This is a genomic window from Luteibacter sp. NPDC104163 (assembly GCF_055584245.1).
This window is the reverse complement of record NZ_JBVJMK010000017.1, coordinates 1-14,250: the sequence shown is the minus strand read 5'-3', so window position 1 is coordinate 14,250 and position 14,250 is coordinate 1. Positions and strand designations below refer to the sequence as shown.

At 65.7% G+C, this 14,250-nt stretch carries 11 protein-coding genes; 4 read left to right on the top strand and 7 right to left on the bottom strand.

All coding sequences use genetic code 11. From position 1 onward, the window contains the following. Positions 1-6: 6 nt before the first annotated feature. The 3 genes from trpD to ACZ6YI_RS17310 all read right to left on the bottom strand — a co-directional run bounded on the left by trpD (position 7) and on the right by ACZ6YI_RS17310 (position 2,677). Positions 7-1,038, bottom strand: a complete 1,032-nt coding sequence (gene trpD, locus ACZ6YI_RS17320; protein WP_465779752.1) for an anthranilate phosphoribosyltransferase — start codon at positions 1,036-1,038, stop codon at positions 7-9. A 20-nt stretch (positions 1,039-1,058) separates the two neighbouring features. Beyond that, entirely contained in the window at positions 1,059-1,655 is a 597-nt protein-coding gene (locus tag ACZ6YI_RS17315) for an anthranilate synthase component II (protein ID WP_465779751.1), read from the bottom strand. A 119-nt stretch (positions 1,656-1,774) separates the two neighbouring features. Further along, positions 1,775-2,677, bottom strand: a complete 903-nt coding sequence (locus ACZ6YI_RS17310; protein WP_465779750.1) for a LysR family transcriptional regulator — start codon at positions 2,675-2,677, stop codon at positions 1,775-1,777. A 94-nt stretch (positions 2,678-2,771) separates the two neighbouring features. On the opposite strand from ACZ6YI_RS17310, the gene ACZ6YI_RS17305 reads away from it, so the two are divergent. Then, a complete protein-coding gene (locus ACZ6YI_RS17305; protein ID WP_465779749.1) occupies positions 2,772-3,770 on the top strand; it encodes an SDR family NAD(P)-dependent oxidoreductase in 999 nt (332 codons plus the stop codon). Between the two features lie 67 nt (positions 3,771-3,837). Further along, positions 3,838-4,566 carry a hypothetical protein gene (locus tag ACZ6YI_RS17300; protein ID WP_465779748.1) on the top strand — a complete coding sequence of 243 codons (729 nt, stop codon included), beginning with the start codon at positions 3,838-3,840 and terminating at the stop codon, positions 4,564-4,566. 109 nt (positions 4,567-4,675) lie between these two features. On the opposite strand, the gene ACZ6YI_RS17295 is transcribed toward ACZ6YI_RS17300, so the two are convergent. Genes ACZ6YI_RS17295 through ACZ6YI_RS17285 form a run of 3 tightly spaced genes read right to left on the bottom strand, consistent with a single transcriptional unit; the run spans position 4,676 to position 7,091 of the window. After that, a complete protein-coding gene (locus ACZ6YI_RS17295; RefSeq protein WP_465779747.1) occupies positions 4,676-5,227 on the bottom strand; it encodes an isochorismatase family protein in 552 nt (183 codons plus the stop codon). Between the two features lie 11 nt (positions 5,228-5,238). Then, on the bottom strand, positions 5,239-6,639 hold the full coding sequence (locus ACZ6YI_RS17290) for an MFS transporter (protein ID WP_465779746.1): 1,401 nt from the start codon (positions 6,637-6,639) through the stop codon (positions 5,239-5,241). Then, positions 6,636-7,091 carry a MarR family winged helix-turn-helix transcriptional regulator gene (locus ACZ6YI_RS17285; protein ID WP_465779745.1) on the bottom strand — a complete coding sequence of 152 codons (456 nt, stop codon included), beginning with the start codon at positions 7,089-7,091 and terminating at the stop codon, positions 6,636-6,638. The genes ACZ6YI_RS17290 and ACZ6YI_RS17285 overlap by 4 nt, the downstream gene beginning before the upstream one ends. Before the next feature lie 231 nt (positions 7,092-7,322). Between ACZ6YI_RS17285 and ACZ6YI_RS17280 the strand changes: the two genes are divergently transcribed. Further along, on the top strand, positions 7,323-10,973 hold the full coding sequence (locus tag ACZ6YI_RS17280; protein ID WP_465779744.1) for a LamG-like jellyroll fold domain-containing protein: 3,651 nt from the start codon (positions 7,323-7,325) through the stop codon (positions 10,971-10,973). A gap of 91 nt (positions 10,974-11,064) precedes the next feature. Here ACZ6YI_RS17280 and ACZ6YI_RS17275 read toward each other — a convergent pair whose 3' ends face one another. After that, positions 11,065-12,996: a M61 family metallopeptidase gene (locus ACZ6YI_RS17275; RefSeq protein WP_465779743.1), complete on the bottom strand. Its 1,932-nt coding sequence runs from the start codon at positions 12,994-12,996 to the stop codon at positions 11,065-11,067. Between the two features lie 121 nt (positions 12,997-13,117). Between ACZ6YI_RS17275 and ACZ6YI_RS17270 the strand changes: the two genes are divergently transcribed. After that, positions 13,118-14,146 (top strand): alpha/beta fold hydrolase, encoded by a 1,029-nt coding sequence (locus tag ACZ6YI_RS17270; protein WP_465779742.1) that lies wholly within the window; start codon positions 13,118-13,120, stop codon positions 14,144-14,146. Positions 14,147-14,250: the final 104 nt, after the last annotated feature.

Genomic DNA, 14,250 nt, shown 5'->3' with positions numbered 1-14,250 from the left:
ACGATATCAGGCGCCAAGCCGCTGCGTCGCGGCCACGAACGCATCCATTTTTGCACGAGCGGCGCCGCTTGCGATGGTGGCGCGGGCCAGGTCGATGCCTGCCTGGATGCTGGGAGCCACGTCAGCGGTGTACAGGGCGGCACCCGCGTTCAGGCAGACGATGTCATGGGGCACGCCGGGGACGCCGGAAATCGCATCCAGCAGCATGGCCTTTGATTCTTCCGCATTTTCCACGCGGAGATTACGGCTGGAGGCCATCGAGAGGCCGAAATCTTCCGGCTCGACCTCATATTCCGTGACCTTGCCGTTGCGCAGCTCGCCCACCAGGGTCGCCGCGCCGAGCGAAATCTCGTCCATGCCATCGCGGCCCCAGACCACCATGGCGTGGTTCGCGCCCAGGGCCTGGAGAACGCGGATCTGGATACCAACGAGGTCCGGATGGAACACGCCCATGAGGATATTCGGGGCCCCGGCCGGGTTCGTCAGCGGTCCCAGGATGTTGAAGATCGTCCGGACGCCCATTTCGCGGCGTACCGGCGAGACCACCTTCATGGCCGGATGGTGGTTCGGGGCGAACATGAAGCCGATGTCGACCTCTTCCATGCACACGGCCACCTGGGCGGGCAGCAGCTCGATCCGCGCGCCCAGCGCTTCGAGGACATCGGCGCTCCCCGATTTCGACGACACGCTGCGGCCGCCGTGCTTCGCGACGCGCGCGCCCGCGGCGGCGGCCACGAACATCGAGGCGGTCGAGATGTTGAACGACGATGCGCCGTCGCCGCCGGTGCCGACGATATCGAGGAAGTGCGGATGCGGATTCACTTCGACTTTCGCCGACAGGTCGCGCATGACCCGCGCCGCGCCGGTGATCTCGCCCACCGTCTCCTTCTTCACGCGCAGGCCGGTGAGGATCGCCGCGGTCATGAGCGGGCTCACGTCACCACGCATGATCTGGTGCATGAGCTCGATCATCTCGTCATGGAAGATCTCGCGGTGTTCGATCGTGCGCTGCAGCGCCTCGGAAGGAGTAATCGGCATGGAACGTCCCGGACGGTGGATCAGGCAGCGAGCGGCAGCGGCATGCCGAGGAAGTTACGCAGCAGGTCGTGGCCGTGCTGGGTCAGGATCGATTCGGGGTGGAACTGCACGCCTTCGATCTCGAGCGTGCGGTGACGCAGGCCCATGATCTCGTCGATGGAGCCATCTTCGCGTTCCGTCCATGCGGTGACTTCGAGGCAGTCGGGCACCGAATCCTTTTCCACGACGAGCGAGTGGTAACGCGTAGCTTCGAACGGATTGGGCAGGCCGGCGAACACGCCCTTGCCCAGGTGCTTCACCGGGGAAGTCTTGCCATGCATGATCTCGCGCGCCCGGATCACCTTGCCCCCGAACACCTGGCCGATGGCCTGGTGACCGAGGCAGACGCCGAAGATCGGCAGCTCGCCGGCCAGCTCCTTGAGGATATCGATGGAGACGCCCGAGTCATCCGGCGTGCCCGGCCCCGGCGAAATCATGATCCGCGAGGGCTTCAGCGCGCGGATGTCGGCCACCGTCAGCGCATCGTTGCGCACCACCTTCACTTCCTGCCCCAGCTCGCCAAGGTACTGGACGAGGTTGAAGGTGAACGAGTCGTAGTTGTCGATCATCAGGAGCATGGGCGGCCTAAGTCGTGGGTGTCGCGTGGGTGCCGGGAGCGCCCCCATGGGTTGTCGCGCGTGGGGACGCGCTACCGCGGGGGTAGTTGGTCATTGTATGCCATGGGTGCGGCCCGGGTTCATGCCTGCGGCAAGGGTCGCACATGGGCCTGCAGGCAGGCCGCGAGGGCATCGAAAACGACCTTGTGCCGCTGGCTGCCGCGCAGGTCGCCGTGCATTGCGATCCAGGTGGGCAGGGGGAAGGCGACCTCCGGCAGGACCCGCCTGAGCCGCGCGTCGCGCCCGGCGATCGGCACCTGGCAGCCACCGATACCTGCGCCGGCGCGAACCAGGGCGAGCTGGACGAGATCACTGTCCGCCCGGAACGAAAAGGCATCGCGTCGCCAATGCGGCCAGTTTTTGCTTGCAGCGCGCAGGAACGGGGTTTCCCGGTCGTAGCCGATGAGCGCGTGCTCCCGGAGGTCGTCAGCGCGCACGGGCGCGCCCGCGCGTGCGAGGTAGTCCTCGTGGGCGAACAAGCCGATTTCCACGTTGCCGACGTGGCGCGCGACGAGCGCATCCTGCGTCGGCGGCGCCATGCGCACAGCGATATCCACCTCGCGCTGGAGGAGGTCCTGCACGGCGTTGGTGGCGACCAGCTCGATGCGCAGTGCCGGCCACGCCTGGCGCAGGGCCGCGAGCGTGGGCGGCAGTACCTCCACGCCGACCACCTCGCTGGCGGAGACGCGGACGGTGCCGCTCACCTGCCCTTCCCTATAGCCCGTGCCCGCGCGCCGGAGCGCTGCCGCCATGCGTTCCATGGATTCCGCATCACCCTGCAGGGCACGGGCGGCATCGGTGGCCATCAGGCCCGTCTGGGTGCGCGTGAAAAGCCGCTGCCCGAAGACTTCCTCGAGGGCATCGACGTGTCGCCCGACGGTGGGCTGGGTGATGCCCAGCCGCCGCGCGGCGCCCGACAGCGAGCCCTCGCGCAGCACAGCGAGGAAGGTGCGGTAGAGCTCCCAGTTGATGTCATCGGCCATACATAAATGTATAGCAGGTACCTAGAGATCGCTAATTCCTTTGCAACGTGCGGCGACCGACACTGAGTCCCTCGCCGCCCTTAGGAACGAAACCATGAGCCTTACCGAAACAGCCCGCGACAAAACCGCCCTCGTGCTCGGTGCCACCGGCGGCATTGGCGGCGAAGTGGCCCGCCAGCTGCTCGCCGCGGGATGGCAGGTGCGAGCGCTCACCCGCCGGACCGCCACGGAGGCGGCACGGGCCAGCGCCGCCGAGGGCATCCAGTGGATCCAGGGCGACGTCATGCAGGCAGGTGATGTCGCGAAGGCGGCCAGGGGCGTCGCCGTCATCGTGCATGCGGTGAATCCACCGGGTTACCGGAACTGGGCTGGCACGGTGCTTCCCATGCTGGACAGCACCCTCGCCGCCGCCACCGCCGAGAAAGCGACCGTGGTGCTGCCGGGCACCGTCTACAACTTCGGCCCCGATGCGTTCCCGCTGATTAACGATGATTCTCCGCAGCATCCGGTGACTCGCAAAGGCGCCATCCGCGCGGAACTCGAAGCGCGCCTGCGCGATGCGACGAAGCGGGGCGCCCGCGCCATCGTCGTGAGGGCGGGTGATTTCTTCGGCCCGCACGCGGGCAGCAGCTGGTTTTCCCAGGGCCTTGTCGTGCCGGGCAAACCGGTACGCACCATCCGCTCGCCGGCGCGTCGCGGCGTCGGCCATCAATGGGCGTACCTGCCCGATGTGGCGCGCACGATGCTCGCGCTGCTGGAGCGGCGCGACACCCTTCCGCCGTTCTGCCGGGTGAACATGGCAGGCCACTGGGACAGCGACGGAACGGCGATGGTCACGACGATCCAGCGGGTGGTCGCGCGGCACGGGCAGGCGGCGACGATCAAGCCGTTCCCCTGGTGGATGATGCGGTTGATCGCACCGTTCCAGCCGACGATCCGCGAACTGATGGAGATGCGCTACCTGTGGCAGCGGCCCGTGCGCATGGCCAATGACGGGCTGCTAGGCATCCTGGGGCGTGAGCCGCATACGCCGCTCGAGGATGCGGTGGAGGAGACCTTGCGTGGTCTGGGCTGCCTGCCGGCGCGAAGCTGACGGTATCCTCGCGATACCTCGGGGTGGCTCACACCCCCTTCGCGACGCTGCCGACAGGATGCCCGCCATGCGCAACCTCGACTTCAGTTCCTGGCAGGCCCTGCTCTCGACGTTCCTTGGCCTGGCGATCATCACGCTCATCGGCGTCGGCATACGCTTGCTGGCGATGCAGGTGGTGCAGCAGCGGAGGGAGCGGGCAAACCGGCAGATCAACGAGCGATTGCGCACCCTGATCGCGGCCTACAAGACATTGGGTGGATCGTTCACCGGCAACCTTGCCGTCGATCCCACGCACCTGCGGCAGCTGCGCGAACAGGGCGAGGCGGATCCCGCCGCTGCGCTACTGCTCGCCGCGGCGACCGGCAACGACCGTGCACGTCGCGTCCGCGACGCCGTGGAGGCTGCGCTCTCCGACATCGTGCTGCTCGGCACGGAGAAGCAGGTGGAACTCGCCGCACACGCGGCCAATGAACTCGTTGCCGGGCGCACCGTGCACACCGACGAACTCGTGGTGTCCCTGCGCGATTTCATTCGCGAAGTGCTCGACCTCGACCCGATCCCGCGTAGCGTCGTGATTCCGAAGCAAGGCCCTGCCCGCGTCACCGGCCAGGGTGGCAAGGGCGGTGGGAACAAAGGCGATGGTGGTGGCGGCGGTGGCGGTGGTGGGAAAGGCGGCGGTGGTGGTGGCGGAGGCATGGGTGGCGGCCTCGGCTTTGGTGGTGGCATGGCCGCTGGCGCAGGCGCCGGTGCGGGCCTGGGCCTGGCAACCGACGACGACACCGGCCACGCTAGCTAGCGCTCTTCTGTGGGAGCGCGCTTGCGCGCGATGGGGATGGCGCGAGCACCCATCGCGTGCAAGCACGCTCCCACAGCGCGCTCCCACAGCGCGCTCCTACAACGGACGGTTAGCCCAGCCTGGCGAGGATCTCTTCCGTCGTGGTGGTTTCGCCGAGGCGCGGGAAGATGTTCTTCACGCTGTTCTCGTGCGCATCCGCTTTCAGGTCGGTCATGGCGTCGGTGACGAGCACCACGTTGTAGCCGAGTTCGCTGGCGAAGCGCGCGGTGGATTCCACGCCGATGCTGGTGGCGATGCCGAGGATCACGACCTGCTCCACGTTCTTGCTGCGCAGCCACGAGTCGAGATCGGTGGTCTGGAACGCACCCCAGCGCTTCTTCGTCACCACGTAGTCAGAGGGTGCCTGCTCGAGGCGCGGATCGAATGCCTTGAACGCGGGATCCTGCGGGATCTGGGGGACGCCGCTATCGGTGCGGCCCGGCGCGGCGGCATCGACGTTGACGAGAACGACCGGCCGGCCGCCCTGGCGGAACGCACGTGCGATCGATGCCGCCTTGTCCACGATCGGGCCCGCGGGTGCAGCGACCGGCAGGTTGATGATGCCGTGCTGCAGGTCGATGACGATCAGCGCCGCGTTGGCGTCGAGCTGGGTGAGTGCCATGGGGAATTCCTTCAGGGGTGGGAGGTGGAAAGCTCATCCGCACGCGGCAGCGTGCGGTCGAAGATCGTGGCGACAAGCAACAGGCCCGAGACCGCGGCCATCACCAGGGCCAGCGTATGCAGCCCCTGGTCGGTGGGCTGGTGGCCGTAGCAAAGGCCGATGACGACGGTGGCCGCCATGGCGCCCACATAGGAAAACGTGCGCTGCAGGCCCGACGCCGTGCCCATCTGCCCGGCCGGTGCCTGGACATAGACGGTCGCTTGCGTCGTCACGGACACGAGGCCCTGCGGCACACCGAACAGGGCGACAGCCGCTGCCATCAGCCAAAGCGGCGATGTCGCGTGGATCGACAGCAACGCGATGCCGCCGACGACCGAGCAGCCGAACGCCAGTAGAAACGGACCGCGTAGGCCACGCGTTCGCGCACCGGCGATCGACGCGACACCAGCGAGAATCGAAAGCGGCACGGTGGCGATACCCGCCTGCGCCGCGGAATAGCCACCCGCGCCCTCCACCCACTGCGCGAAGCCATAGAAGATGCAGTACACGACGGTAAAGGCCAGCGCGGCGCGCAGGTAAGTCACGCTCAGTGGCAGGTGCCTCCCCAGCATGCGCAGGTCGATGAAGGGATCGGCACGGCGTAGCGAGTGCCACGCAAGCAGCACACCGAGCACCGCCGCGATGGGAAGCGCCAGCCACTGCGGATGGTCGATATCCAACAGGAATACCATCAGCGCCAGCAGTGACCCGGAAAACAACGCAATGCCTGGCAGGTCGAGTTCGCGCCATAGACTGCGACGAGCGTGGCGCGGTGCATCCTTCGGTATCCACGCGAACACGAGAACGAACGTAACCAGGGCCAGCGGCACGTTTACCGTGAAGATCGCATGCCAGCCAAACATGCCCGTGAGCACGCCTCCGAGCACCGGCCCTACGGCCGACGTCGCCACGCCCATCAGCGAAAGCACGCCCATGGCGGTGCGGGGCGGCGGACTTCCCGTCGCATCCGCCCGTTCGCGGAACAGGCGCATCGCCGACGGATAAGCCCCCGAGGTACCGATGCCCAGCAACACGCGCACACCCACTAGCCAGCCCAGCGAAGGGGCGATACGCCCAGCGATGCCCGCGATCATCACCAGCACCAGCGAGACGAGGTAGACACGGCGCGCACCGACAAGGTCGGCAATGCGACCCAGCGTCGGCTGTGCCACCGCGCAGCAAAGATAAAGCGCGGCGATCAGCCAACCTGTCTGCGCGACACCGGCGTGGAACTCCGCGGCGATCGGGACAAGCGCTGTCGCGATCATCGTGGAGTTGATCGGGTTCAGGCACGAGCCCAGCGCGATGGGCAGCACGAACCGTACGCCGAAGGGCTTGCCGGCCACGGCGCGGCCGTCGGCCGCGGGGCTCACGGTGCGTCCTGCGTGCTCGTCTCCGCCAGGTTGCGGATCACCCGCGCCGCCACGGCGAGGTCATCGCGATCATGCGGGGAAAGCCGCGAGATCGCCTCGGCCAGCCATGCATGCTTCGCTGCCTTCACGCGCCGGCGCGCTTCGATGCCTTCCGCCGTCAGCCCGTAGAGGAACTGCCGCCCATCCGACGGATGTGGCTCACGCGCCACCAGGCCTTCCTGCTCCATCGTCGCGAGGGTCACGCCCATCGATTGCGGCTTGACCGCTTCGGCACGCGCGAGGTCGGCGGTGGAAAGCGGCCCGCTCATCTCGAGGCGGCCCAACACTGCCGCCTGAGACCAGGTCAGGCCGAGATTGTTGGACTCGGCACGCACGCGGCGGACCAGCAGGCCGCACGCGGTGAGCAGGTCACTGGCGGCGATATCGACGGGCGACGGGCTGTTCTTGGGCATGCCTCCAATCTAGGCCCGCCGCATGACGATTACAAGGCAAACTTCCAAGTTTGGCTTCGAAAGATTTCACGTCCAGATAGCGACGCATCCGCAATTTCCTAGGCATATTTCGTAAAACCTCTGGCTTACACCGAGGCCGCTAGGCCGTTTCGCCAATGGCCGATGCGTGCAGGCCCGGCGTAGATTCCCCGATCGCCGCCCGTAAAGGGGGCGAATGAGGAGCACCGTGTCATGAGCCAGAAGATCATCGACTACGTGTTGGACAGCCTTACACCTGCCAACCCCGATGCCTCGCTGCCAGCCAACGTGACAGGTTGCAGTGTCGTCGCCGGACCCGGTGCCACATCGCTAGGTACGTTCACCAGCGCACTGGCGTTCGATGGAAGCGACTCCCTCGAGGTGTCGCTGCCCCTGGCCCAGCTAGACCGGACGAAATTCTGCGTGCGTACGGTGATCAAGGTGGATGCCACCGTAACGAGCCGACAGGTGCTCATCGCGTCCGCCGCCCTGCCCTTCACGCTTTGCGTCGACCCTGGCTCCGATGGCAGTGACTTTCATCTTGTCTCATCCGTGACCACGCAGGCCTCCGGCACTGGCAGCGCTTCCACCCAGTACCTGCTGAAGCTGCAATCCGGCCAGTGGTACGCCGTGGATCTCGCCTACGACACGGACACGCTCGCCACCTTCGTCGACGGCACGATCTATTCCGTGCACGCGTTTCCGGCGGGCGCATTGTCGACGGGCGCGGATGACACCTTGTTCGCCGGCGTTGCGGCTGGCGGCTCCGGCCAGGCATTCGTCGGCACCATGGCTGCTCTCCAGCTACTGGCCGACATGCCGATCGAACTGGAATCACAGCTCGATGAACGGCGTTCGAGCCCCCAGTGGCACCTGACGTACAAACAGGAAGCGATCAAGGGTTCTCTCGCCTTCGGCGCCATCACGGGTGAGTTCTACTACGACTTCCCCAGCCTGTGCTGGATACAGGAATTCACTGGCGGCATGCTGCTGTACCACGACGTGAATGGCCAGGCGTTCGAGATGCACGGCGCGATCCTGGCAGCGTACTGGGCCATGCCGAACCGCATCGCCCTCGGCTACCTCATTTCCGACGAGATGGATTGCACCGTGCCCGGCGGCCGGAAGAACCTCTTTCAGCGCGGTGGTCTCTACTGGAATGCTAAAACCGGCGCGATCCCCGTACTGGAACAGATCTGGGTGGATTACGAGGGCATGGGCGAAGCCGCAGCCATTGGGCTCCCGCTCGCCGTGGCCACGGCGGTATCCGGCGGCAAACGACAGGTGTTCCAGGGTGCGCAGATGTACCTGAAGAACGGTGGCGCAAAGGCCTTCGAGGTGCACGGCGCGATCCTGGCGAAGTTCCTGGCGACGGGCGCCACGGCGACCTGGGGATTCCCGGTCAGCAACGAAGGCGACGTATTCAACGGCACCCTGGCGATCGGCCGGGCCAGCGAGTTCGAAGGCTGCTCCATTTACTGGAGCGCCGGCACCGGTGCCTTCGAAGTCCATGGTGCGATTCGCGATGCCTACACGAGCCTCACGGGCCCCGCCGGCAGCCTGGGCTTTCCCACCTCGGACGAAACGGACATCCCTGGCGCCAGCCAGCCTGCCCGATACAACACCTTCCAGAACGGCAGCATCCTGTGGTTTGGTGGTGCGCCCATCGTGTGTACCGCGTTCGATATCAACCTGGGCCGGCTGGACACCAAGGAATCCGAGGGATTTCTACGCGGGGAGAACGATGTCTACCTGCACGCCACCATCGAAGATAACGGGCACGTCATTCACGCCCAGCGCCTGCCGTCGAGCGGCGACTCCGATGGCAACAACATCTACGAGCCGAACGTCACGTTCGACCTGGGACCGTCGGGCATCGTGCCCAATTCGCCGGCGCGAATCATCACCATGACCCTCGATGTCTGGGACAGCGACTGGCCGGATGACGATGATCATCTCGGCACGTACGTGTATACCCTCGAGATGGCAAATGCATGGGGCCTGCGCGACAACCCGACCGGCCTCTTCAACAGCGGCTCCTTCGACAACATCAATGCGATCACCTGGTCCGTTTCGCCCCGCGTCGATGAAGCCCTGCTCACGGAAGCCGAAAAATGGTGGGGCGTAAAGAATGTCGGGACCGATCCGCTGACCTACGAGCAATATGCCAGCGCGTTCAGCGATGTCGATTCAGATCCAGAGGCGTGGGATCCGACGGACTGGCTCGCCAAGGCGTTCTATTACGCCGCCGTGAAAGGCCTGGCCAGCCATGGCAACTGCTTTGGCATGTCGCTATCGGCGATCTATAGCAAGAAGCACCGAAGCATCCTCCGGCTGCCGTTGAACCGGTTCGACACATGGGACCCGGTAAAGAACGAATTCAACATCAAGCATCAGTACCAGGTCGGCGCACCCGCGATCTGGTGGTTCGTGGGCGAGTTCCTCTCCGGCAAGACGCACGATCCGGTGTCCGTGTTCAAGGCGACGCGCGCCGCGAAGAACGCCGGTTGCGACCCGGTCCTGTGTGTCGCGCAAAATTACGACTTCGGCGGCGCGCCGCACGTCCTGTTGCCGGTCGAGTGGAATGACCAGGTGTATCCCTGGGAAATCCGCATCCACGATCCGAACTATCCCACAGCGACGAGTAGCGACCCCTTGCGTGTAGTCAGCGTCTACCCTGACAAGAATACGTTCGCGTACAGCGGCATCTATGACTACTCCGGTGGCGAGTGGAGCGGCGGTCGGATGCATTACATGCCCTATGACCTCCTGAATTCCCGGCCGAGGACACCCGTATTCGAAGCGATCATGCTGCTGCTAACCGGCGTGATCATCATCCTTGGCGATGATGGAGAGACCCAGAGCCTCACGGATGAACATGGTGTGGACCTCGATGCGTTCGGCGCGGATTCGGTCGCCCGGCTGCAGGCAGGCAAGTCGATCGCGAACAAGTTTGTCTCGTACAAGGGCTTCAACCACGTTCGCGAATGCGCCGGGCCACCACGCGACAAACCCAACCCGCCGGATGAGCCGCGCCGCCCACGGCCGCACGGTGTCCTGACGTCCGAGGTGCATCTGCGCTCCGCGCCCAGGGTCATCAGCGCTCGCACCCCGCCGAACAAGCGCAATGGCAGCGAATGGACACGCCTGACGCTGCGCGAATACCTGTGCCAGGTAGCGCCTGCGGATGTACGCGAACGGTTCGCGAAGCAGCCGGACTTTGTCGCCGCCAATAACGGTCGCCTGATCTACCATCTGGCCAGCGACGACCTCTTCCGGAAGATCCTCGGTCCAGCGCAGGCGCCAGGCAGCGCGGGCGCCACGCCGTTCCCTGCGGTATCGGGCAATTTCATCCACACCACGAGGTCCCTCCGCGGCGGACGGATGACTTACGCCATCAAGAGCGGCCTCAGCCAGTACCTGCTTACCGGAGATGCCGCAGCGAATGCGCTGCACAGCTTCGCGGTATCCGACATTGGCAGCCAGAACAGCCGGCTGGTGGTGAAGAGCACGCGGGACCAGACCCTGAGCCTTGTCGTCCAGCACCGCCTCGGGGCCGGCAACGACAATCTGCGCATCACCATCGACCGCATTCCCGTGGCAGCGGGCGGCGAGCTACAGATCAACATCAAGCCAGGCATCGGCGGCATCGAGCTGGTCGCCGCCGGCCAGGTGATCAAGGCGCAGGTCAGTCTTGCCTATGAAACCCGCGCCATGAAACTGAGCAGCCAGTTCGCCGTGAAGGAAACCGATGGCGTGCGTATCGTCCCGTCGACGGCGATCAGCGCAAACCTGCTGAAGGTTGCGCGCATCAACACGCTGTTTGGAGCATCGCAGGGGGCATCGATGGTCGCTGCGACCTGATCCGACCCAGGCGCACGCTGCGCGGCCGCGGCAGCGCCGCCCGGAATGGGCGCGTCGTTGCTCGCGGCCACGCTAGCGAAAGCGCTTGCTGCTATTTCTTCGCCGCGATGATCTCGCTCAGGTAGTCCGGCGTGCCGTCGACGCGCACGAGATGCGGGTACTGCAGGCCGCCGTGGTAGTCCACGGGAATCGTCTGGTAGCGCCCCTGGTACTTCAGCGTGAGAGCGATCGGCGCCTTGCCATCCTTCGCGGCGGTGATCGCGTCCTTCAGCGCATCCTTCGAATAGGCCGCGCCGTTCACCGCGACGATCGTCGCGCCCGTGCTGACGCCTGCCTTGAACGCGGGGCCATCCCAGCGCACGTCGTTGACCTTGCCGGTACCGGTGATAGTCAGCCCGATCGACCAGGTGAAGTTGAGCAGGTGGCGCGAGCTTTCCGGGCGGCCGTCATACGCCTTCTCGAACTCGCTTTCCTTATCGTCGTACACGAGCTTCCAGCCAGTCCCCGCAAGGCCATCCTGCAGGGGCGGGTTGAGGCTGTACGCGCGTGCCTTGAGGAAGCTCGCCCAGTCGTACTTGGCCACGCCGTCCAGTGCTGCCACCACGTCGTCGAACGTGTAGGTCTTCGGCACGTAACTGCCGTTCTCGACGCCGAAGAAGGCGCGCGCGAAATCATCCAGCGACCGCTTGTCTTGCGTCAGGCTACGCAGCTTGGCATCCACCGCCAGCCACATCATCTGACCACCGCTGTAGTAGTCCTCGCTCATCTGCCAGCTACGGAATGGCAGCGGCGAACGGCGGGCGACGATCGGATCGTTGGTCGTGTCCTCCAGCGATCGCCACTGGAAACCTTCGCGGTTCTTCTCGTAGTTGGCGGCCACCATGGCCAGGCCATCGCGGAACTCCTGCGGCGTCCACATGCCGGCACGCGCTGTCAGCACGAAGCCCCAGTACTGCGTCTGGCCTTCGTATACCCAAAGCAGCGAGTTACCCATGGGCACGTTGAAGTTCGGGGTCCACAGGTCGGCAGGGCGATGGAACTTGCCGTTCCACGAGTGTGTGTACTCGTGGGCAAGGAGGTCACGCTCCGAGCCGTTTTCTGCCCATGCAGTGAAATAATCGGCACCCAGGCCGTCTTCACTGGACTGGTGGTGCTCCGTGCCGTTGCCGGCCAGCTGGTCCGATAGCGAAAAGAGGAAGTCGTAATGGTCGTAGTGATGCGAGCCGAACAGCCGCGTCGCCTGCGTCACCAGGTTGCGATGCACCGCGACCTGCTCCGGCGTCATCTCCAGGTACTTCGGTTCGTCGGCCACGACGTCCAGGTATACCGGCGCCTTGTCGCCCGGGTTCAGCGCGACGCGCTTGAAGTACTGGCCGGCGTAGACGGGGGAGTCGACCAGGTTGTCGAAGGTCACCGGCTTGAAGTGGGTGGTGTCGCCCGACGTGGAGGCGGTCTCCAGGGCGGTGCCGAGCTGCCAGCCATGCGGCAGGGTCACGCTGGGCTCGAACGTGATGCCGCGCGTGTAGTAGCCCGCCGGGTAGAGCGCGACCTTGCTCCACTCCATGGACATCATGCGGTCGGTGATCTCGAAGCTGGCGTCGTCAGCACGCTCGGACAGGTACTGGAAGTCCGCATCGATCGACGACACACCGTCCGGAACATCGACGTGGAATGCGTAGACGTTGTACTTGTCGCGTACCCATGCGAGCGGCTTGCCGTTGGCACTCACCTTCAGGCCTGCGAGCATCGCGATCGGCCCCGTCGGGGAGTGGTCGCCCGGGATCCACTGCGGGTAAAGCAGCGTCACGGTGCCGGCCTTCACCGGAATGGACTCATGGACGCGGAAGATGCCCTGCGCCGCGTCGCTGGCATTGACGCTGAGCCCGATGGTCCCGGCGTACGGCGTGTCCTGCGGCGGTGGGGTCTGGTCGGTATTCGCCTGCTGAGCGGAAGCGGCGCCAGCAGCGAGGACCATAGCCAGCGCCAGGGCGAGGCGCGAGAACTTACGAGGGACTGAGGGCATGAGGGGCTCGCGGGGTGGGTGTGATCGTCGCCAGTATCGCATCCGGAATCAGCTTGCTGTTCACATGCCGCGGGCACGGTCCCGCGGGATACTCGGTGGTCTCTTGTCCCGAGCCCTCCCGATGACCCTCCCTCGCCCATCGCTGGCAATGCTTGCCATGGCCGCCCTTGCCCTCTTCGTAGCCAGTGACACCTCGGCTGCCGCGGCGCAGGCACCGACCTACGGCCCAGAGCTCGAAGGCTTCGACTACCCCTACCCCGTCCAGCGCTTCGCCTTCCACTCGCAGCGCCAGGATCTGCAGATGGCGTACATGGACGTGCCTGCCGCCGCGGGAAAAGCGAATGGCCGCACGGTGGTCCTGCTGCACGGTAAGAATTACTGCTCGGCGACGTGGGCGCCCACGATCGGCGTCCTTGCGAACGCAGGATTCCGGGTCATTGCCATCGACCAGATCGGCTTCTGCAAATCCAGCAAGCCGGCGGCGTACCAGTTCAGCTTCGCCCAGCTCGCCCGGAACACGAACGACCTGCTCCACTCGCTGCACATCGACAAGGCAACGGTGATGGGCCATTCGACCGGCGGCATGCTCGGCATCCGCTATGCCCTCACCTATCCGGGCCAGGTCGAGCAACTCGTCCTCGTCGACCCCATCGGGCTGGAAGACTGGCGCGCGAAGGGTGTCCCGCCGATTTCAGTGGACCAGTGGTACGAGCGAGAGCTCAAGACCACGGATGAGCGGATCCGCAACTACGAAAAGGCCACCTACTTCGCCGGCCAATGGCGCGATGCCTACGAGCCAAGCGTGCAGATGCTGGCCGGCATGTACCGCGGACCGGGACGTGAGCGGGTCGCGTGGAACTCCGCCCTGCTCTACGACATGATCCTGAACCAGCCCGTCGTCTACGAGCTCAGCCAGCTCAAGGTACCGACACTGCTGATGATCGGCGACAAGGACATCACCGCGATCGGCAAGGATGCGGCGCCACCGGCGGTACAGGCCACGCTCGGCCACTACCCGGACCTGGCACGCCAGGCGGCCGCAACGATTCCGCATGCGACGCTGGTGCAGTTCCCGGATGCCGGGCATGCGCCGCAGATGCAGGAGCCAGAGCGGTTCCATGAGGCGTTGTTGACGCACCTCAAGCCCTGACCCCCGTGTTGTGGGGGGGGGGGGGGGGGGGGGGGGGGGGGGGGGGGGAGGGGGGGGGGGGGGGGGGGGGGGGGGGGGGGGGGGGGGGGGGGGGGGGGGGGGGG

Coding starts and splice junctions, on each gene's coding strand:
- ACZ6YI_RS17295 (WP_465779747.1), bottom strand. CDS start 5,227: ATGGCACTCACCCAGCTCGACGCCAACGCGGCGCTGATCGTCATCGAC.
- ACZ6YI_RS17300 (WP_465779748.1), top strand. CDS start 3,838: ATGCGCAACCTCGACTTCAGTTCCTGGCAGGCCCTGCTCTCGACGTTC.
- ACZ6YI_RS17270 (WP_465779742.1), top strand. CDS start 13,118: ATGACCCTCCCTCGCCCATCGCTGGCAATGCTTGCCATGGCCGCCCTT.
- trpD (WP_465779752.1), bottom strand. CDS start 1,038: ATGCCGATTACTCCTTCCGAGGCGCTGCAGCGCACGATCGAACACCGC.
- ACZ6YI_RS17275 (WP_465779743.1), bottom strand. CDS start 12,996: ATGCCCTCAGTCCCTCGTAAGTTCTCGCGCCTCGCCCTGGCGCTGGCT.
- ACZ6YI_RS17285 (WP_465779745.1), bottom strand. CDS start 7,091: ATGCCCAAGAACAGCCCGTCGCCCGTCGATATCGCCGCCAGTGACCTG.
- ACZ6YI_RS17310 (WP_465779750.1), bottom strand. CDS start 2,677: ATGGCCGATGACATCAACTGGGAGCTCTACCGCACCTTCCTCGCTGTG.
- ACZ6YI_RS17280 (WP_465779744.1), top strand. CDS start 7,323: ATGAGCCAGAAGATCATCGACTACGTGTTGGACAGCCTTACACCTGCC.
- ACZ6YI_RS17315 (WP_465779751.1), bottom strand. CDS start 1,655: ATGCTCCTGATGATCGACAACTACGACTCGTTCACCTTCAACCTCGTC.
- ACZ6YI_RS17305 (WP_465779749.1), top strand. CDS start 2,772: ATGAGCCTTACCGAAACAGCCCGCGACAAAACCGCCCTCGTGCTCGGT.